General features: G+C 72.9%; 15 protein-coding genes and 1 pseudogene. 12 read left to right on the top strand and 4 right to left on the bottom strand.

All coding sequences use genetic code 11. From position 1 onward, the window contains the following. The first annotated feature begins 498 nt into the window (after positions 1-498). From PYR91_RS33080 to PYR91_RS33035, 10 genes are all read left to right on the top strand, one after another. Entirely contained in the window at positions 499-978 is a 480-nt protein-coding gene (locus PYR91_RS33080) for a Rieske (2Fe-2S) protein (protein WP_279786351.1), read from the top strand. Positions 979-1,251: 273 nt separating this feature from the next. Further along, on the top strand, positions 1,252-3,168 hold the full coding sequence (gene uvrC, locus PYR91_RS33075) for an excinuclease ABC subunit UvrC (protein WP_279786350.1): 1,917 nt from the start codon (positions 1,252-1,254) through the stop codon (positions 3,166-3,168). After that, on the top strand, positions 3,165-4,055 hold the full coding sequence (gene rapZ / locus PYR91_RS33070; RefSeq protein ID WP_279786348.1) for an RNase adapter RapZ: 891 nt from the start codon (positions 3,165-3,167) through the stop codon (positions 4,053-4,055). Before uvrC ends, rapZ begins: the two co-directional genes overlap by 4 nt. 359 nt (positions 4,056-4,414) lie before the next feature. After that, positions 4,415-5,419: a uridine diphosphate-N-acetylglucosamine-binding protein YvcK gene (gene yvcK, locus PYR91_RS33065; protein WP_279786346.1), complete on the top strand. Its 1,005-nt coding sequence runs from the start codon at positions 4,415-4,417 to the stop codon at positions 5,417-5,419. Positions 5,420-5,557: 138 nt separating this feature from the next. Next, complete coding sequence (whiA, locus tag PYR91_RS33060; protein WP_279786344.1) at positions 5,558-6,538, top strand: DNA-binding protein WhiA; 981 nt, start codon at positions 5,558-5,560, stop codon at positions 6,536-6,538. A gap of 173 nt (positions 6,539-6,711) precedes the next feature. Further along, complete coding sequence (gap, locus tag PYR91_RS33055; RefSeq protein ID WP_279786342.1) at positions 6,712-7,716, top strand: type I glyceraldehyde-3-phosphate dehydrogenase; 1,005 nt, start codon at positions 6,712-6,714, stop codon at positions 7,714-7,716. Next, on the top strand, positions 7,716-8,903 hold the full coding sequence (locus tag PYR91_RS33050; protein ID WP_279786340.1) for a phosphoglycerate kinase: 1,188 nt from the start codon (positions 7,716-7,718) through the stop codon (positions 8,901-8,903). Before gap ends, PYR91_RS33050 begins: the two co-directional genes overlap by 1 nt. A 51-nt stretch (positions 8,904-8,954) precedes the next feature. Then, a complete protein-coding gene (tpiA, locus tag PYR91_RS33045; RefSeq protein WP_279786313.1) occupies positions 8,955-9,740 on the top strand; it encodes a triose-phosphate isomerase in 786 nt (261 codons plus the stop codon). 129 nt (positions 9,741-9,869) lie between these two features. Continuing rightward, positions 9,870-10,100, top strand: a complete 231-nt coding sequence (gene secG, locus PYR91_RS33040; protein WP_279786311.1) for a preprotein translocase subunit SecG — start codon at positions 9,870-9,872, stop codon at positions 10,098-10,100. A gap of 69 nt (positions 10,101-10,169) precedes the next feature. Continuing rightward, a complete protein-coding gene (locus PYR91_RS33035; protein WP_189163482.1) occupies positions 10,170-10,514 on the top strand; it encodes an RNA polymerase-binding protein RbpA in 345 nt (114 codons plus the stop codon). An 81-nt stretch (positions 10,515-10,595) separates the two neighbouring features. Here the strand turns inward: PYR91_RS33035 and PYR91_RS33030 are convergent, their stop codons facing one another. Continuing rightward, entirely contained in the window at positions 10,596-12,245 is a 1,650-nt protein-coding gene (locus PYR91_RS33030) for an amidohydrolase (RefSeq protein ID WP_279786307.1), read from the bottom strand. 263 nt (positions 12,246-12,508) lie between these two features. Here PYR91_RS33030 and PYR91_RS33025 point away from each other — a divergent pair, with 263 nt between their 5' ends. Beyond that, positions 12,509-13,540: a GNAT family N-acetyltransferase gene (locus PYR91_RS33025; protein WP_279786304.1), complete on the top strand. Its 1,032-nt coding sequence runs from the start codon at positions 12,509-12,511 to the stop codon at positions 13,538-13,540. Positions 13,541-13,789: 249 nt separating this feature from the next. Here the strand turns inward: PYR91_RS33025 and PYR91_RS33020 are convergent. Then, positions 13,790-14,206: pseudogene (locus tag PYR91_RS33020) on the bottom strand (Clp protease N-terminal domain-containing protein); the annotation flags it as partial. A 177-nt stretch (positions 14,207-14,383) separates the two neighbouring features. Here PYR91_RS33020 and PYR91_RS33015 point away from each other — a divergent pair. After that, positions 14,384-16,636 carry a molybdopterin-dependent oxidoreductase gene (locus PYR91_RS33015; protein ID WP_279786302.1) on the top strand — a complete coding sequence of 751 codons (2,253 nt, stop codon included), beginning with the start codon at positions 14,384-14,386 and terminating at the stop codon, positions 16,634-16,636. Positions 16,637-16,710: 74 nt separating this feature from the next. On the opposite strand, the gene PYR91_RS33010 is transcribed toward PYR91_RS33015, so the two are convergent. Both PYR91_RS33010 and PYR91_RS33005 read right to left on the bottom strand, forming a co-directional pair. Next, positions 16,711-17,505 carry a hypothetical protein gene (locus PYR91_RS33010; protein ID WP_279786300.1) on the bottom strand — a complete coding sequence of 265 codons (795 nt, stop codon included), beginning with the start codon at positions 17,503-17,505 and terminating at the stop codon, positions 16,711-16,713. Between the two features lie 336 nt (positions 17,506-17,841). Next, positions 17,842-18,951 (bottom strand): FAD-dependent oxidoreductase, encoded by a 1,110-nt coding sequence (locus tag PYR91_RS33005; protein ID WP_279786298.1) that lies wholly within the window; start codon positions 18,949-18,951, stop codon positions 17,842-17,844. Positions 18,952-19,014: the final 63 nt, after the last annotated feature.

Below are 19,014 nucleotides of genomic sequence, written 5' to 3'. Positions count from 1 at the left end.
CGCCGGCGGGCCACTCCGGGCTCGCCTCGCGGGCGGGACAACTTCGCCGCCGGCGGGCCCGGGTCTCGCCCGGCGGGCCCCGGGCCGCGGCCGTGGTGTGGCGGGCCGGGGGTTCGTGCGTGTGGCCGATGCCTGTGCGGCCGACGTGTGACGGTGGGCGCGTGGGTGCGGTCGGGGTACGCCGCGGCCGTCGTGGTGGCCGGGGTTCATGCGTATGGCGCATGCGACCGTGGCCGCCGTGTGGTGGTGGGCACATGGTGCGGCTGGTGCGTCCGCGGCCGGCGCGGGAGGGCGTCCGCCCGCGCCGGATCGGCGACACCTGTTCTCGGCCGGCGGGTGGTGCCGCGTCGGCCGGGGCGGCGGTTGGCCGGTCGGTTGGCGGTTTGATTTCAGCGTTATGTGTAATCGTCCATACTTCCGGAGTTACCTGCGATGGATGCTGAACCATGTCCGGGTATGAGCCGTAGCCAGTGATAACGAACCTTGAGGAAGGCTGATATGACGGAGACGGAAACCACGCGGCGTGCGGCGATGCTGGGCGCCGGCGGCGCCGGGCTGGCCGTGGTGCTCACCGCGTGTAGCGGATACGGCGCGTCGACCACGGCCCAGAGCGGCGAGACGGAGCCCGCGGAACCCGCGCCGCCGGCGTCGGAGGGCGAGACCGGGGAAGACGGCGGCTCCGGCGACTCCGCGAACAAGCTGGCCGCGACGAGTGACATCCCCAAGGGCGGTGGCAAGATCTTCAAGGACAAGGAGGTCGTCGTCGTCCAGACCGACGACGGCCAGTTCAAGGCGTTCAGCGCCATCTGCACCCACCAGGGATGCCCCGTCGGCTCCGTGTCCGGCGGCACCATCAACTGCCCCTGCCACGGCAGCAAGTTCAGCACCAAGGATGGATCGGTGCAAAACGGCCCGGCCACCGAGCCGCTGGCCGAGAAGCAGATCACGGTCGAGGGCGACTCGATCCTGCTCGCCTGACCCGGCGAGCCCGGCCGGCTCGGCGTACGGGCGGCGGCGCGCGGACCTCGCGCGTCGCCGCCCGTACGCGTTCGCGGGCGCCCCGGGGCCGTCGGGCCGTGGCGGGCGGCGCCCCCGCCGGACGGGTGCGTCGCGAGGGGTGAGGGGCGCCGCCCGGGCGCCGTTCGGAAGATCGGCCGGAATCCGTCGCGGGGCCCCCGGCGGGTGGCCGGCCTCCCCCCTGGCCAGTGCCGGATCGCCTCTTCTGTCGGCCGGTCCGGATAGGCTTTCGGTGTGGCAAGACCCGCGAACAGCCCCCTGAGTTTCAGGCCCGAGCCGGGGTCGATCCCCGAGTCCCCAGGTGTCTACCGCTTCCGTGACGCAGGCGGCCGGGTCGTCTACGTCGGCAAGGCCAAGAGCCTCCGGCAGCGGCTCAACTCCTACTTCGCCGACTTCGCCGGGCTCCACCCCCGCACGCAGACCATGCTGGCCACCGCCGCCGCCGTCGACTGGACCGTCGTCGGCACCGAGGTCGAGGCCCTCCAGCTCGAATACTCCTGGATCAAGGAGTTCGACCCCCGCTTCAACGTCAAGTACCGCGACGACAAGTCCTACCCCTTCCTGGCCGTCACCATGGGCGAGAGCTTCCCCCGGGTGCAGGTGCTGCGGGGGGCCAAGCGCAAGGGCACCCGCTACTTCGGCCCCTACTCCCACGCCTGGGCGATCCGCGAGACCGTCGACCTGCTGCTGCGCGTCTTCCCCGTGCGCACCTGCTCGGCCGGGGTGTTCAAGCGCGCCGGGCAGATCGGCCGGCCCTGCCTGCTCGGTTACATCGACAAGTGCTCGGCCCCGTGCGTCGCCCGGGTGAGCGAGCAGGAGCACCGCGCACTCGCCGAGGACTTCTGCGACTTCATGGCCGGCAACACCGGGCGCTTCATCAAGCGGCTGGAGCGCGAGATGCGCGAGGCCGCCGCGGCCGAGGAGTACGAGAGGGCCGCCCGCCTGCGCGACGACGTCCAGGCGCTCCAGCGCGCCCTGGAGAAGCAGGCCGTCGTGCTCGGCGAGGGCACCGACTGCGACGTCGTCGCCCTCGCCGACGACGCGCTGGAGGCCGCCATCCAGGTGTTCTACGTGCGCGGCGGTCGCATCCGCGGCCAGCGCGGCTGGGTGGTCGACAAGGTCGAGGAGGCCTCGCCCGGCGACCTGATGGAGCACTTCCTGCTGCAGACCTACGGCGACGCCGCCCCCGAGGCGATGCCCCGCGAGGTGCTCGTCCCCGCCCTGCCGCCGGAGAACGACGCCGTGGCCGAGCTGCTCAGCGAGCATCGCGGCGCCCGGGTCGAGGTGCGCGTCCCGCAGCGCGGCGACAAGAGGTCGCTGATGGAGACCGTCGAGCGCAACGCCAAGGAGGCGCTCGCCCAGCACAAGCTGCGCCGGGCCAGCGACCTCACCACCCGCAGCCGCGCCCTCCAGGAGATCGCCGACGCGCTCGACCTCGACCAGGCCCCGCTGCGCATCGAGTGTTACGACGTCTCCCACCTCCAGGGCGACGACGTGGTGGCCTCCATGGTCGTGTTCGAGGACGGCCTGGCGCGCAAGAGCGAGTACCGCCGCTTCGCGATCAGGGGCGTGGCCGGCCAGGGCGACGTCGCCTCGATCTACGAGGTCGTCTGCCGCCGGTTCAAGCGCTACCTGGAGGAGCGGTCGACCAGCGGCGAGCTCGACCCCGAGCCGATCGACCCCGAGACCGGCAAGCCCCGCAAGTTCGCCTACCCGCCGAACCTCGTCGTCGTCGACGGCGGCCCCGCGCAGGTGGCGGCGGCCCGGCGGGCGCTCGACGAGCTCGGTGTGGACGACGTCGCGGTCAGCGGGCTGGCCAAGCGGCTGGAGGAGGTCTGGCTGCCCGGCGACGACCAGCCTGTCATCCTGCCCCGCACCAGCGAGGCGCTCTATCTTCTTCAGAGGGTTCGCGATGAGGCGCATCGATTCGCGATCGCCTACCATCGATCAAAACGGGCGAAATCTCTTAAAGAGAGCGCTCTTGACGAGATTCGCGGGCTGGGGGCGGCCCGCAAGCAGGCCCTGCTGCGACATTTCGGGTCGGTCAAGCGGTTGCGGGGAGCGACCGCCGAGGAGATCCGCGAGGTTCCCGGCATCGGGCTTTCAACGGCAGAGGCGATCGTCGCCGCGCTGAAGGGGGAGGGCACGTGACCGAGCACACCGGGGGGAGCGGCGACGGCGCCACCGCGTTCGTGGTGGTCACGGGCATGTCCGGGGCCGGGCGCAGCACGGCGGCCAAGGCCCTGGAGGACCTCGGCTGGTTCGTCATCGACAACCTGCCGCCGGGCATGCTGTTCGCGATGGCGCAGGAGGCCGGGCGGGTCAACCTCGCCACCGACAAGGTCGCCGCGGTGGTCGACGTGCGCAGTCTGGCGTTCACCACCGACCTCAACAGCGCCATCGAGGAGCTGGAGGCCCGCGGCCTCGACGTGCGGGTGGTGTTCCTGGAGGCCAGCGACGAGGAGCTCGTCCGCCGCTTCGAGAACGTCCGGCGCCCGCACCCCCTGCAGGGCGAGGGCCGCCTGGTCGACGGCATCGCCAGGGAGCGCGGCATCCTCAGGGAGGTCCGGGCCAACGCCGACCTCGTCATCGACACCTCCTCGCACAACGTCCACGAGCTGCGCGGCAAGATCGTCTCGTTCTTCGGCGGCGAGAACCGTCCCGGTCTGCGGGTCAACGTGGTGTCGTTCGGCTTCAAGTACGGCCTGCCCGTCGACGCCGACCTGGTGGTCGACTGCCGGTTCCTGCCCAACCCGCACTGGGTGCCCGAGCTGCGCCCGATGAACGGGCTGGAGGCGCCGGTGCGCGAGTACGTGCTCAACCAGCCCGGCGCCAAGGAGTTCCTCGACGCCTACGAGGAGGTGCTGGGCGTCGTGGCGGCCGGCTACGTCCGCGAGGGCAAGGGGTACGCCACGCTGGCCGTGGGCTGCACCGGCGGCAAGCACCGCAGCGTGGCCATGTCCGAGCAGATCGGCGCCCGATTGCGTGATCGGGGCATGGAAGTGCAGGTGAGCCATCGGGATGTGGGCCGGGAGTGAGCGAGGCTGAACGGCCGCCCTCCGGCCCGGCCCGGCGCGTGAGCCCGCCCGGGGTCCCGGAAGGGCGCGTCGGCGACGGCCCGGGCGCGGAGGCGCCGACCGGCGGCGACGGCGAACGGGACGGTGAGGCGCGCCCAGGCGGCGGTGACGCGGACGGTGAGGCGCGCCCCGGTGGCGATGGCGACTGGGACGGTGACGTGCGCCCTGGCGGCGGCGGTGCCCTGGACGGTGAGGCGCGCCCAGGCGGCGGTGACGCGGACGGTGAGGCGCGCCCCGGCGGGGATGGCGACGTGGACGGTGAGGGGCGCCCTTACGGTGATGATTCGGTCCGCGGGGCGCGGTCCGATGGCGTGGGGCGTATGGCGGCCGGGGGAGTGCCGGGCAACGGGTGGAGGGCCGAGCCCTCCGGGTGGGCGGGCTCAGAGGTGGAGAAGGACGTTCCCCGGGTCGTGGCGTTCGGCGGCGGGCACGGCCTGTACGCGTCGCTGTCGGCGTTACGCAGGGTCACCGAGGAGCTGACGGCCGTGGTGACCGTGGCCGACGACGGAGGGTCCAGCGGCCGGCTGCGGCGCGAGTTCGGCGTCCTCCCCCCGGGTGATCTCCGCATGGCGCTCGCCGCGCTGTGCGGTGACGACGACTGGGGCCAGACCTGGAGCCGGGTGGTCCAGCACCGCTTCCGCAGCGAGGGCGGCCTGCACGGCCACGCCGTGGGCAACCTGCTGATCGTGGCCCTGTGGGAGCTGCTCGGCGACCCCGTGGCCGGGCTCGACTGGGTGGGGCGCCTGCTCGGCGCGCACGGCCGCGTGCTGCCGATGGCGTCGGTGCCGATCGACATCGAGGCCGAGGTCGAGCTCGACGGCGTGATCACCGTCGTCAGGGGCCAGGTCGCCTGCGCGAGCACGCCCGGCAACGTCCAGGCGATCTCCCTGGTGCCCGCCGACCCGCCGGCCTGCTCCGAGGCGGTCGACGCCGTCCTTTCGGCCGACTGGCTGGTGTTCGGCCCGGGGTCGTGGTTCACCAGCGTGCTGCCGCACCTGAAGGTGCCCCGCCTGGCCGAGGCGCTGCACGACACCGGAGCCCGGCGGCTGGTCGCGCTCAACATGGCGCCGCAGCCCGGTGAGACCGACGGCTTCTCCGCCGAGAAGCACCTGCAGGTGCTGCGCGACCACGCGCCCGGCCTGACGGTCGACGTCGTGCTGGCCGACCACAGCGTGGTGGGGGAGCGCGCCGAGCTCGAGAAGGCCGCCGACGCGCTCGGCGCGCGCCTGGTCCTGGCCGACGTCGCGGCCCCCGACGGCTCCCCCAGGCACGACGCACGACGGCTTGCCCCGGTCCTGGACGAGATTTTCCGTGGGAAGCGTTGATCCTGGTCAGCGCGCCCACGGTGTGCGAGAGACTTGCCGGGGGCCGATGCACCGGCGGCGAGTGAGCATCACGATCACCGGCACGACGAGGCGGCTTCCGACCATGAGACGGGTCTGAACGGGGGAGGACACACGCACATGGCCATGACGGGTGTGGTGAAGGACGAACTGAGCCGGCTGGCGGTGCTGAAGCCTTGCTGCCGCAAGGCGGAGGTCTCGACGTTGCTGCGGTTCGCGAGCGGGCTGCACCTCGTGGGCGGGCGTATCGTCATCGAGGCGGAGCTGGACACCAACGTCACCGCCCGGCGTCTGATCAAGGATGTCGGCGAGGTGTTCGGGCACAAGGCCGAGGTGATGGTGCTGGCGCCCGCCGGCCTGCGCAAGGGGTCGCGGTACGTCGTGCGGGTGTACCGCGACGGCGAGGCCCTGGCCCGGCAGACCGGTTTGATCGACAACCACGGCCGTCCCGTGCGCGGGCTGCCGCGCCAGGTGGTGTCCGGGGCGACGTGCGACGCCGAGGCGGCCTGGCGGGGCGCCTTCCTGGCCCACGGCTCGCTGACCGAGCCGGGGCGCTCGATGTCGCTGGAGGTCACCTGCCCGGGCCCGGAGGCCGCGCTCGCGCTGGTCGGCGCGGCACGGCGGTTGAAGATCCACGCCAAGGCGCGTGAGGTGCGCGGGGTCGACCGCGTGGTGGTCAGGGACGGCGACGCGATCAGCGCGCTGCTCACCCGCCTCGGCGCCCACGACAGCGTGCTGGCCTGGGAGGAGCGGCGCATGCGCCGTGAGGTGCGCGCGACCGCGCACCGCCTGGCAAACTTCGACGACGCCAACCTGCGCAGGTCGGCCAGGGCCGCGGTGGCCGCGGGGGCGCGGGTCCAGCGGGCGCTGGAGATCCTCGGCGACGAGGCCCCCGAGCACCTGGTGATCGCCGGCCGGCTGCGGGTGGAGCACAAGCAGGCGTCCCTGGAGGAACTGGGGCAGATCGCCGACCCGCCGCTGACCAAGGACGCCATCGCCGGCCGCATCCGGCGGCTGCTCGCCATGGCCGACAAGCGCGCCGCCGACCTCGGCATCGCCACCACTGACGCCAATCTCACCGCCGACATGCTCGCGCCGTGATCGCCGTGATCACGGCCCTGGGCAGGCATGACGCCGGCGCGCCCGCGGCCGCCGGGGTAACGGGAGATCCACGTGGTCTACACCAATCGGCAACCGGTAGGGTTGTGTGAGGTTTAACGCCCGCCACGCCGCCGGCACGAGCCGGCGCACGACCTCCGAGGAGTTCTGGTTCCGTGAGCATCCGCGTAGGCATCAACGGCTTCGGCCGCATCGGCCGCAATTTTCTGCGAGCCGTAGCGGCCAGCGGTAAGGACATCGAGGTCGTCGCGGTTAACGACCTCACCGACAACGCCACGCTGGCCCACCTGCTGAAGTACGACAGCATCCTGGGCCGCCTGCCGTACGAGGTGAAGAGCTCGGCCGACGAGATCACCGTCGACGGCAAGGCGATCAAGGCGTTCGCCGAGCGCGACCCGTCCAAGCTGCCCTGGGGCGACCTCGGCGTCGACGTCGTCGTCGAGTCCACCGGCCTGTTCACCGACGCCGCCAAGGCCCGGGTGCACGCCGAGAACGGCGCCAAGAAGGTGATCATCTCCGCTCCTGCGAAGGGCGAGGACATCACCATCGTCATGGGTGTCAACGACGACAAGTACGACGCGTCGGCCCACACGATCATCTCCAACGCGTCCTGCACCACCAACTGCCTGGCCCCGATGGCGAAGGTGATCAACGACACCTTCGGCATCGAGAAGGGCCTGATGACCACCATCCACGCCTACACCCAGGACCAGAACCTGCAGGACGGCCCGCACAAGGACCTGCGCCGCGCCCGCGCCGCCGCCCTGAACATCGTGCCGACCTCCACCGGCGCCGCCAAGGCGATCGGCCTGGTCCTGCCCGAGCTCAAGGGCCGGCTCGACGGCTTCGCGATGCGGGTGCCGATCCCCACCGGCTCGGTCACCGACCTCACCGTCACCCTCAGCCGTGACACCACGGTCGAGGAGGTCAACGGCGCGATCAAGGCCGCCGCCGAGGGCCCGCTGCGCGGCATCCTGTCCTACACCGAGGACGAGATCGTCTCCTCCGACATCGTCACCGACCCGGCCTCCTGCATCTTCGACTCCGGGCTCACCAAGGTGATCGGCAACCAGGTCAAGGTCGTCGGCTGGTACGACAACGAGTGGGGCTACTCCAACCGCCTCGGCGACCTCATCACGCTGGTGGGTTCGCGGCTCTGATGCGCACCATCGACTCATTGGACGTCACGGGTCGGCGCGTGCTCGTACGCGCCGACCTCAACGTTCCCCTCGACGGGGACGTCATCACCGACGACGGCCGCATCCGCGCCTCGGTCCCCACCATCACCGCGCTCGCCGACCGCGGCGCGCGGGTGATCGTGTGCGCCCACCTGGGCCGGCCCAAGGGCAAGGTGGCGCCGGAGTTCTCGCTGGCCCCGGTGGCCGCCCGCCTGGGCGAGCTGCTCGGGCGGCCGGTCCGGTTCGCCTCCGACGTCGTCGGCGACTCCGCGCGTGAGATCGCGCAGGGTCTCGCCGACGGCGAGGTCGCCCTGCTGGAGAACCTCCGGTTCGAGCCGGGCGAGGAGTCCAAGGACGACGCCGAGCGCGAGGCGTTCGCCGGCAGGCTCGCCGAGCTGGCCGAGCTTTACGTCGGCGACGGCTTCGGCGCCGTGCACCGCAAGCACGCCAGCGTCTACGACGTGCCGAAGCGGCTCCCGCACGCGGCCGGCGGTCTCATCGTGGCCGAGGTCGAGGTGCTGAAGCGGCTCACCGAGGAGCCCGCGCGGCCGTACGCCGTCGTGCTCGGCGGCGCCAAGGTGTCCGACAAGCTCGGCGTGATCGCCAACCTGCTCGGCAAGGTCGACCGCCTGGTCGTCGGCGGCGGCATGGCGTACACCTTCCTGGCGGCCCAGGGCCACGAGGTCGGCAACTCGCTGCTGCAGAAGGACCAGCTCGACCAGGTCCGCGGCTTCATCGCCGAGGCCGACAAGCGCGGCGTGGAGCTCGTGCTGCCGGTCGACGTGCTGGCGGCCACCGAGTTCGCCGAGGACGCCGAGTACGAGGTGGTCGAGGCGACGGCGATCCCGTCCGACCGCGAGGGCCTCGACATCGGCCCCAAGACCCGTGAGCTGTTCGCCGGCAAGCTGGCCGACGCCGCCACCGTCTTCTGGAACGGCCCGATGGGCGTGTTCGAGTTCGACGCCTTCGCCGGCGGCACCCGTGCCGTGGCCGAGGCGCTCATCGCGGCGGACGCCTTCACCGTCGTCGGCGGCGGCGACTCCGCGGCGGCCGTCCGCAAGCTCGGCCTGCCCGAGGACGGCTTCTCCCACATCTCCACCGGCGGCGGCGCCAGCCTGGAATACCTTGAGGGCAAGACCCTCCCCGGACTCGCGGCCCTGAAGGACTGAGCGACTGATGACGACCCTGCAGGTTCCCCCCGCCCCGGCGGAGCGGGTCCGATGAGCGCCGGCCGCAAGCCGCTGATGGCGGGCAACTGGAAGATGAACCTCAACCACCTTGAGGCCATCGCCCTGGTGCAGAAGCTGGCGTTCACGCTCACCGACAAGGACTTCGACCGCGTCGAGGTGGCGGTGATCCCGCCGTTCACCGACCTTCGCAGCGTGCAGACCCTCGTCGACGGCGACAAGCTGCGCATCGTGTACGGCGCGCAGGACGTGTCGGTGCACGACGGCGGCGCCTACACCGGCGAGGTGTCCGGCGCGATGCTCGCCAAGATCGGCTGCACGTTCGTGCTGGCCGGCCACTCCGAGCGGCGGCAGTACCACGCCGAGGACGACCAGCAGGTCAACCTCAAGGTCCAGGCGGCCTTCCGTCACTCGCTCACGCCGATCCTGTGCGTGGGCGAGGGCCTGCCGGTCAGGCAGGCCGGCGAGCAGGTCGCCCACACGCTCTCCCAGCTCGACGCCGCGCTGACCGGCGTGAAGAGCGACCAGGCCAGATCGCTGGTCGTCGCCTACGAGCCGGTATGGGCGATCGGCACCGGCGAGGTGGCCACGCCCGACGACGCCCAGGAGGTCTGCGGGGCGATCCGCGCGCGACTCGCCGAGCTGTACGACGGCGAAGTGGCCGCGGCCGTCCGTATCCTTTACGGTGGATCGGTCAAGGCGGGGAACATCGCCGGCATCATGGCGCAGCCGGATGTCGACGGCGCCCTGGTCGGCGGCGCGAGCCTCGACCCGGCCGAATTCGTTGGAATCTGTCGCTTTGGCGAAAAGTCAGGCTAGCTGAGCTGTTTGGGAGGTACGAGTTGACAGGACGACGTACCCTCAAGAGGCAACTCTGAATCGTCAGCCGACGATGCACGTGCAGGTCAGGTCGCGCTGCGGCGCGTATCACACGGAAACAGGTCAACGGTGATTATCGGAATCTCGGTCGCCCTCATTCTCTCGAGCTTGCTCATGGTGCTGCTCGTGCTGCTGCACAAGGGCAAGGGCGGTGGCCTTTCCGATCTGTTCGGCGGCGGATTCACCTCGTCGTTCGGCGGATCGTCGGTGGTGGAGCGGAACCTCGACCGGCTCACGGTCATCACCGGCGCGCTCTGGCTTGTCTGCATCATCGCGCTGGGGCTGTTGCTCAAGCCGTAGCGCCCTCCGGGCAGACTGACAGAGATTCTTTCCCGCCCCGAGGCGGGCGATCAAGCGAGGAGTTCATCCGTGGGTAGTGGCAACGCCATCCGTGGTAGCCGTGTCGGCGCCGGTCCGATGGGAGAGGCCGAGCGTGGCGAGGCGGCCCCTCGAGTCAGGGTCTCGTTCTGGTGCGCCAACATGCACGAGACACGCCCGAGTTTCGCCAGCGACGCGGCCGTCCCCGAGTACTGGGACTGCCCGCGCTGCGGGCTGCCCGCGGGTCAGGACGAGTCGGCGCCGCCCGCGCCGCCGCGCAACGAGCCGTACAAGACGCACCTGGCCTACGTGAAGGAACGGCGCAGCGACACCGACGGTGCCGCCATCCTCGCCGAAGCGCTCGAAAGACTGCGCAACAACCGCTCGCCCTGGTGAGCGGCGTCCGGGCGGCTCAGCGCCCGAGCACGTGAGCAGGCCCCCGCCGTCGGCGGGGGCCTGCCGGCTTCTCCGGGCGGCTCAGGCCCTCTCGTAGACCGGCTCGCCGCCGACGAGCGTCATGGCCACCCGGGTGGCCCAGATGTCCCCGGCCGGCAGCGTGAACGGGTCGCGGTCGAGCACCACCAGGTCGGCGCGGTTGCCCGCGGCGATGACGCCCGCCTCGTCGTCGTGGTTCACCCAGGCCGAACCTGACGTGTAGGCCGCCATCACCGTGGCCAGGTCGAGGCGCTGCGCGGGCAGGAACGGCGTCTGCGCCGTCGGGTAGCCCGCGTGCACCGACCCCGCGGGCTCGGTGCGGTTGACCGCCACGTGCATGCCCTGCAGGGGGTCGGCGGAGGAAACCGGCCAGTCGCTGCCCGCGCACAGCCGTGCCCCGGTGCGCACGAGGTCGGCGAACGGGTACTGCCACGTGGTGCGCTCCCGCCCGAGGAAGGGGATGCACAGCTCGTCCATCTGCAGGTGGTGGGTGGCCCACAGCGGCTGCAGGTTGGCGGCCACGCCCAGCGCGGCGAAGCGCGGGACGTCGGACGGCTCGACGATCTGCAGGTGGGCGATGTGGTGCCGGTTGGCCGGCGTGCTGCCCTCCAGTGCGTCGAGGCACTCGCGGACGGCGCGCTCGCCGATGGCGTGGAAGTGCACCTGGAACCCGAGCGCGTCCAGCTCGGCGACGTGGCTCTTCAGCAGGGCCGGTTCGACGTACGACAGGCCGCGCTGGTCGGGGCCGCAGCCGCAGTAGGGCTCGATGACGGCGGCCGTGAGGTTCTCGGCGATGCCGTCCTGCATGATCTTCACCGATCCGGCGGAGAAGACCCCCTGGGCCTGGGCGCGGCGATCGACCAGCTCCTCGATCTGCTCGGCGCCGCGGGCCCTGTCCCACCACAGGGCGCCCACCACCCGCGCCCTGAGCCGGCCCGAAGCCGCGGCCGACACGTACGCGGGCAGGTTGTCGTCCGAGCCGGCGTACGAGCCGACGATCGCGTCCTGCCAGCCCGTGATGCCGAGCGAGAACAGGTGCGCCTGGGCGTCCATCAGCGCGGCGTCCAGGTCGGCGGGGGTGGGGCGGGGGGTGAGCAGGCCCACAAGGTCCATCGCGCCCTCGTGCAGCACGCCGGTCGGCGTGCCGTCGGCGTCGCGCTCGATGCGGCCGTCGGCGGGGTCGGGGGTTGCGGCGGTGATCCCGGCCAGCTCCAGGGCGCGGCCGTTCACCCAGGCCGCGTGGTGGTCGCGCTGGATCAGGTAGGCGGGCCGGTCGAGGAAGTCGAGCTGGCGGCGGTGCGGCAGGCCGCCGGGGAAGGCGGACATGTCCCAGCCGCCGCCGTCGATCCACGCACGTCTGGGGTGCGCGGCCGCGTACGCGGCGATCTTCTCGACGTAGGCGGGCAGGCCGTAGACCTCGGCCAGGTCGCATCCGGCCCGTTCGAGTCCCGCCTGGATCGGGTGGATGTGCGCGTCGGTGAACCCGGGGACGAGCAGCCTCCCGGCCAGGTCGACGGTGTCGTGCCCGGGGCGTGCCAGGGGCGCGACGTCGGCCTCGGCCCCGGCGGCGGCGACGCGCCCGTCGCGGACCAGCACGGCCGTCACCTCGCCGTCCGGGCCGGGGCCGCCCGCGGCGGGGGAGCGGGGCGCGCCGGTGAACACGCGGCCGCCCCGGAAGAGCAGATCGGTCATCGGGGATCCGGGCCGTGCCGTCCGGCTCACGCCGCGCGCGGCCCCTCCTCCTGCCTGTGGGTCGTGACGATGGTGATGCCACATCCTGCTACATCGAGGCCGTCGTCCCGGAGAGGCCCTGCGGAAACCGATATTTACGACATAGGGCAGGAAATAATCCTAGAAGCCGCAAAATATCTGAAACGAAACCCCTGGCTCACCGCTGTGTAGCAGTCGCGTAACAGTTCGGCGGCAGTCTGTTGTCAGACGACAGGGAGGCGCCGATGGGTTTTCTGCGGATCCGGACGACGGTCGACGAGCGGCCGGGCAGGCTGGCCTCGCTCACCGCCGCGCTGGCGGCGAAGGGCGGCAACATCCTCGGGCTCAGCGTCCAGCCGGACACCGACGGCACCGTGGACGAGTTCGTGGCCGACATCCCGGCGTCCGCGGAGAGTGTGCGGGCCGCGCTGGAGGAGGCGGGCGGCCGGCGTGTCCAGGTGGTGCCCGCCACGGCGCACGAGCTGACCGACGAGCCCACCCGCGCGCTGCTGCTGGCCGCACGGCTGCGGGCGATGCCCTGGCGGCTGCCGGAGGTGCTGGCCGACCTGCTGCGGGCCGACGACGCCCGCTGGGTGTACGGAACCGACCTGTCGGACCTGCCGGACCCAACGCTGCTGACGGTGCCCGTGGCGCCCCGCCGCGCCATTCGCCTGCGCCGCGGCGGCCTGCCGTTCACGCTGACCGAGTCGGCCCGCGCGGCGGCGCTCGTGCGGCTCGCCCAGCCTCCGGCCGAGGCGACCCCCGCCGAGCGCCCGGTGCTGCTCAACGACGGGGTCGAGGTGCGGGTGCGCCCGCTCACCCCGCTCTACCGCGAGGCCGTCCGCGACCTGCACGACCGCTGCTCGCCCGACTCCCGCCGCTTCCGGTACTTCACCTCCATGCCCGCCCTGCCGCCCCGCGTGTTCGACCGGCTGTGCGACCGCGACCGCGGGCACTCGCTGGTCGCCGGGTACGACGGCCAGGTCGTGGCGCTGGCGACCCTCATGTTCAGCCCTGATCCGGGCATCGCCGAGATGGCGATGCTGGTGGAGGACCGCTGGCAGGGCCTCGGCCTGGGCGCCGCGCTGGCGCGCATGGTGCTGCGCGAGGCGCGTGACCTGGGGTTCGCCGAGGTCAAGGCATCCCTGCTGTCGGACAACACCCGCATGCGCCGCCTGCTGCTGTCGCTCGGCGCCACACTCGTCTACACCGACGACCCGGGGGTGCTGGAGGCGAGGATCGCCGTCGGCGCCGTGGTGCCGGGGCCCCGTCCCTGAAGCTCCCGAGGGGGACGGCCGAGGGCGTCAGCGGGGGCCGGTGCCGGTGGCCGGTGGGGCTTCGGGGGCCTCGGCGGCGCCTGCGGGCGGGTCGGCGGGGGCGCCGAGGGCGTCGAGCCGCCGCTCGATGCGGTCGAGGCTCTCCTGGATGCGTTCCAGGCGGGCCGCGTTGGTGGTGCCCGACGGCACGATGAGCGGCTCGTCGTGCTGCCCGCTGTAGACGCGGACGCGGGGGCTGCGCGCCTGCGCCAGCAGTCGCTCGCGCATGAGCGCCGTGTCCACCTTGTGCCGGTCGAGTATCTGGACGGCGACGCCCTCGCCCTCGCGCAGCATGCCCAGCAGGATGTGCTCGGTGCCGATGTAGTTGCGGCGCAGCGTCAGCGCCTCCCGCAGGGACAGTTCCAGGACCTTCTTGGCGCGGGCGCTGAACGGGATCTGCGCCTCGGGGGTGGTCCGGCCGCGGCCGACCAGCTCCTCGATGCCGGAGCGGACGGCGGCCGGCGTCACGCCGGCGTCCCTCAGCACGCCCGCGGCAAGTCCCCTGCCGTCGCTCAGCAGACCGAGCAGCACGTGCTCGGTGCCGATGTAGCGGTGATTGAGCCGCCTGGCCTCTTCCTGGGCCGCGACCACCACCTGGCGGGCGGAATCGGTGAAGCGCTCGAACACGCGGGCCTCCGAGTGCGTCCGGTGATGTCAGACCGCGCGCCGGGCCGGAAGGCGCGGGGCGCGGTGCTTCTACTATGCGGCAACACGGTGGGAAAGAGCGGTAAGGACGGCGACAAATCCGGCGCGCGGCACTAGCCTGAGTTTGATTGCTGAACTCAACTGGGACCGGAAGGTGAGATGGACACCGAATGGCGGCCCACGGCGTGCGTGCTCTGCGCGTCCAACTGCGGCATCGAGATCCGCCTGGACGGGCGGCGGCTCGCCGGCGTCAGGGGTGACAAGGCCCACCCGTCCTCCCAGGGCTACAGCTGCGAGAAGCCCCTGCGGCTCGACCGCTACCAGAACGGCGTGGACCGCCTGACCCACCCGCTGAGGCGGCGGCCGGACGGCACCTTCGAGCGGGTCGGCTGGGACGTCGCGATCGCCGAGATCGCCGCCCGGTTCTCGGCGGTGCGCGACGCGCACGGCGGAGAGTCGATCTTCTACTACGGCGGCGGCGGGCAGGGCAACCACCTGGGCGGCTCCTACGCGGGCTCGTTCATGCGCGCGCTGGGCGCCCGGTACCGCTCCAACGCGCTCGCGCAGGAGAAGACCGGCCTGTTCTGGGTCTCCGACCGCATGCTCGGCACCATGGCGACCGGCGACTTCGAGCACTGCGAGGTCGCGCTCTTCGTCGGCAAGAACCCCTGGCAGTCCCACGGCCTGCCCCGGGCCAGGCCCACGCTGCGCGAGATCGCGCGCGACCCCGCCCGCAGCCTGATCGTCATCGACCCCCGGCGCACCGAGACCGCGGAACTCGCCGACATCCACCTGCGGGTGCGGCCCGGCAGGGACGCGTGGCTGCTCGCCGCACTGGTCGCCGTGGTGGTCCAGGAAGACCTGATCGCCGGCGAGTGGCTGGCCGAGCACGCCGTCGGCCTGGAGGAGGTGCGCGCGGTCCTGCGTGAGGTGCCCGTGCCGGCGTACTGCGAGACGGCCGGCGTGCCCGAAGAGCTCGTCCGCACCGCCGCGCGCCGGATCGCCGGGGCCGCGAGCGTGGCCGTGTTCGAGGACCTGGGCGTGCAGATGACGCTGCACTCCACGCTCAACAGCTACCTCGACAACCTGCTGTGGCTGCTCACCGGCAACTTCGGGCGTCCGGGCACCAACAACCCGCCGATCCTGCTCGCGCCGTTCATCACCTTCTCCCACCACGGGCCGAGACCGGAGCGGTTCAGCCCCGTCGCCGGGGCCCGCGTCATCTCGGGGCTGGTCCCGTCCAACGTGGTGGCCGAGGAGATCCTCACCGACCATCCGCGCCGCTACCGGGCCATGCTCGTGGAGACCGCCAACCCCGCCCACTCGATCGCCGACTCCAAGCGGATGCGCGAGGCCCTCGCGGCGCTGGACCTGCTGGTGGTGGTCGACGTCGCGATGACGGAGACGGCGCGGCTGGCCGACTACGTGCTGCCCGCGCCCTCGCAGTTCGAGAAGTGGGAGGCGACGTTCTTCAACTTCGAGACGCCCGCGAACTACTTCCACCTGCGGCGGCCCGTGCTGGACCCGCCGCCGGGAGCCGACCTGCTGCCCGAGCCGGAGATCCACGCTCGCCTGTGCGAGGCGATCGGCGCGGTCACCGAGGACCACCTGCGGCCCCTGCGGGAGGCCGCCGGGCGCGGGCGCGCGGCCTTCGGGCAGGCGTTCCTCGCCGCCCTCGCCGACCCGGCCCTGGCGTCGGTCGCGCCCGTCCTGCTCTACCGGACGCTCGGCCCGACCCTGCCGGACGGGGCCGCGGCGGCCGCCTCGCTGTGGGCCCAGGCCGTGCGGGTCGCCATGGCCCACCCCGACGCCGTGCGGCGGGCGGGTGTCAAGGGGGAGGGGATGGAGCTCGGCGACCGGCTGTTCGACGCCCTGCTGGAGAACCCGTCAGGGCTGGTCTTCGCCGTGGACGAGCCGGGCGACGGCTGGAACCGGCTGGGCACCCCGGACGGGAGGATCCACCTGGCCCTGCCCGACCTGCTGGAGGAGCTGGCCGGTCTCGGCGCGGGCCCGCCCGGGCAGCAGGAGTTCCCGTTCGTGCTCTCGGCGGGGGAGCGGCGCGCCTTCACCGCCAACACGATCGTCCGCGACCCGGCGTGGCGCAGGCGCGACGGCGAGGGACTGCTGCGGATGAGCCCGGAGGACGCCGCCGGCCTCGGCCTCTCGGCCGGCTCCCGGGCCCGTCTCACCACCCGGCGCGGGTCGGTGGACGTGACCGTCGAGATCACCGACAGCCTCCAGCCCGGCCACGTGTCGCTGCCCAACGGCCTCGGCCTCACCTACCCGGCGGACGGGGGCCAGGTGACCACCGGGGCGCCGCCCAACGAGCTGACGGATTCGCGGGACCGCGACCCGTACGCGGGCACCCCGTGGCACAAGCACGTCCCCGCCCGGGTGGAGGCGCTGGCCTAGGGCGCTCAGGCACCACCCTCAGCGGCCCCGTGCCGCCCGGGTCGTGGCCGGCCGTGCCGGTGCGGCGCTGCCGGTCAGGGCACCACCGTCAGCAGCCCCATGCGGGCGCTCTGCGGGGGCTCGGCCAGCCGCCCGGTCTCCCGGCCGTCCGGTGCGCGCAGCACCAGCGTGTTGCCGGGGTTGCCGCGCACCCGCACCACCAGCCGCTCGTCGGGCAGGTAGGCGGCGCCGAGCACCTCGCCGTCGGCGGTGACGGGGATCCGCCGGCCGGTGCGCGTGTCCACGATCGACGGCGTGAAGGCGGTGGGCCACGCGCCGTCGCCGCCGGGGGCCGACGGCCGCAGCTCGCGCACGACGACGCGACGGCCGTCGGGCGACAGGCCGCCCACGTGGTTGGCGAGCGGGATGCCGGGCACCCGGCGCGCCCGCCCGGTCGCGGCGTCCAGGAGGAACACCCCGGCGGTGTCGCCGGTGTAGCCCGCCAGCCGGCGCCCGCCCGCCGCCCAGGCCAGATGGCAGACGCCCCGGGTCGTGCCGAGCCGCCGCGCAGGCCCCCCGCCGTCGGCCGGCACCGCGGTGACACGGCGCCCGACCCCGCCGGTGCCCAGCGGCAGGTAGGCCACGCGCCGGGAGTCGGGCGACCACACCGGCGTGGCGCAGGGGAAGCCCGCGGCGGCGTCCCTGGCGACGACCCTCGCCCGCCGCCCGCTCTGGACGAGCAGCCGGCCGGGCTCGCCCAGGTCGCCTCGGGCGCGGATCCACGCCACGCGGCGGCCGTCGGGGGACACCGAGAACTGGCCGGTGAAGCCCGGGTCCGAGGTGAGGTCCTTGAGCACCCTGAGCGGGCGTCCCCGCTCCTTCACCACCACGCGGAAGGCGTCGCCCCCCCGTGTCGAGGAAGACCAGCCTGCGCGGCTCGAGCCCTGTCGCGCGGACGCTCGCCGGTGTCGTGCTCGCCGTGCTCGCGGTGTTCGCCGCGCGCGAGGCGCCTGTTCCCGTGCCGCCCGTGCCGCCCGTTCCGGCGGGCGGCGCCGCCGCGAGGCCCGAGCACGCGGACGTCAGCACGGCCGCGGCGGCCAGCGCCACGCTTGGGCGGGTGAGAGCCGATCGGTTCACCATGACACCTCCTACCGCCGTGAGACGACGGCAGCCGGCGCGGCGACGGTCACCGGAAGGTAAGACTCCTGTCACCCGGCCGGGGCACGTCAGGCGCCGGCGCCCGGCGCGTCGAACAGGGCGGTGTACCGGTCGACCAGCATGGTGCGGCCCTTGATCCCCGACGCCTCGTCCGCGCCGAGGATGCCGTCGTTGCCGGGCAGCTGCCCGGCGCCGCCCTCGGGGCCGAGGGGGACGAGGATCATGACGGGCCCGCGCTGGTAGGCCGCCGGCGCCTCCTCGCCGGTGATCCGGCTCCTGATCGCGGCGCTCACGGTCTCGGCCTGGGCGGTGGCCATGCCGGCCGTGTCGCGGTCGGCGTCGGAGATGTCGCCGACGGCGAAGACCCGCTCCTGGCCCTGGACGCGAAGCTGCTCGTCCACCCGCAGGTAGCCGCGGTCGTCGCGGGCCTCGGCAAGCGTGCCGCGCGCGTACCCGGTCTGGACGGTGACGCCGAAGCAGCGGTACCAGATGTCGGCGGCCACCTCGTCGCCGGCCTCGGTGCTGATCGCGATCGGGGCGGCGATGGCCGGCGGGGCCGAGGGCAGGCCGCGCAGCGGGCTGCCGAGGACCAGCTCGACGCCGAGCTTGTCGAGCTGGCCGCGCAGCTCGTCCCGCAGCTCCTGGGCGTAGGGGCCCGGCAGGATGTCCGGCGCGACGTCGGCGATGGTCACGTGCTTGCCGGGGAAGAACGCCTTGATCTCGCCCGCCAGCTCCAGGCCGGCGGGGCCGGCGCCGACGAGCAGTACCCGCTGTGCGTCCAGCAGGTCGCGGTGCGCGTCCCGGTACTTGGCGCGGGCCGTCTCGGTGTCGGCCACGTCGCTCTTGGCCGGGAAGGGGTAGGCGGAGCCCGTGGCCAGCACCAGGTAGTCCGGTTCCAGCGTGCGGCCCGAGGCGAGGGTGACCCGGGTGCCGTCGACGGCCTCGGCCCGGTCGCGGACGAACGTGCCGCGGGCCAGGAGCTGGTCGTAGGGCATGAAGATCTGGTCCAGCCACTGCGGCTCGACCAGTGCGCGCCAGGCCGCGACGTTGTGCACGAACGCGTCGGAGGGGTCGACGAGCGTCACGTCGGCGACGTCGTCGAGGGCCTTGGCGACCCTGATGCCGCCGTATCCGCCGCCCAGCACCACGACGCTCTGACGGCCACCGCTGTCGTCCATATCGTTCCCTTCGCTTGCAAACTACTAGTGACACCGAAGAGACTAGCAGCTTCGAAAAAGCTA

This window comes from Sphaerisporangium sp. TRM90804, assembly GCF_029846175.1.
Taxonomy (GTDB): domain Bacteria; phylum Actinomycetota; class Actinomycetes; order Streptosporangiales; family Streptosporangiaceae; genus Sphaerisporangium.
Note: the sequence above shows the minus strand (reverse complement) of the source record. Positions and strands in the feature narration are given on the sequence as shown.

Coding starts and splice junctions, on each gene's coding strand:
- PYR91_RS33015 (WP_279786302.1), top strand. CDS start 14,384: ATGGACACCGAATGGCGGCCCACGGCGTGCGTGCTCTGCGCGTCCAAC.
- yvcK (WP_279786346.1), top strand. CDS start 4,415: ATGGCGGCCGGGGGAGTGCCGGGCAACGGGTGGAGGGCCGAGCCCTCC.
- whiA (WP_279786344.1), top strand. CDS start 5,558: ATGGCCATGACGGGTGTGGTGAAGGACGAACTGAGCCGGCTGGCGGTG.
- tpiA (WP_279786313.1), top strand. CDS start 8,955: ATGAGCGCCGGCCGCAAGCCGCTGATGGCGGGCAACTGGAAGATGAAC.
- PYR91_RS33025 (WP_279786304.1), top strand. CDS start 12,509: ATGGGTTTTCTGCGGATCCGGACGACGGTCGACGAGCGGCCGGGCAGG.
- PYR91_RS33050 (WP_279786340.1), top strand. CDS start 7,716: ATGCGCACCATCGACTCATTGGACGTCACGGGTCGGCGCGTGCTCGTA.
- PYR91_RS33080 (WP_279786351.1), top strand. CDS start 499: ATGACGGAGACGGAAACCACGCGGCGTGCGGCGATGCTGGGCGCCGGC.
- PYR91_RS33005 (WP_279786298.1), bottom strand. CDS start 18,951: ATGGACGACAGCGGTGGCCGTCAGAGCGTCGTGGTGCTGGGCGGCGGA.
- PYR91_RS33030 (WP_279786307.1), bottom strand. CDS start 12,245: ATGACCGATCTGCTCTTCCGGGGCGGCCGCGTGTTCACCGGCGCGCCC.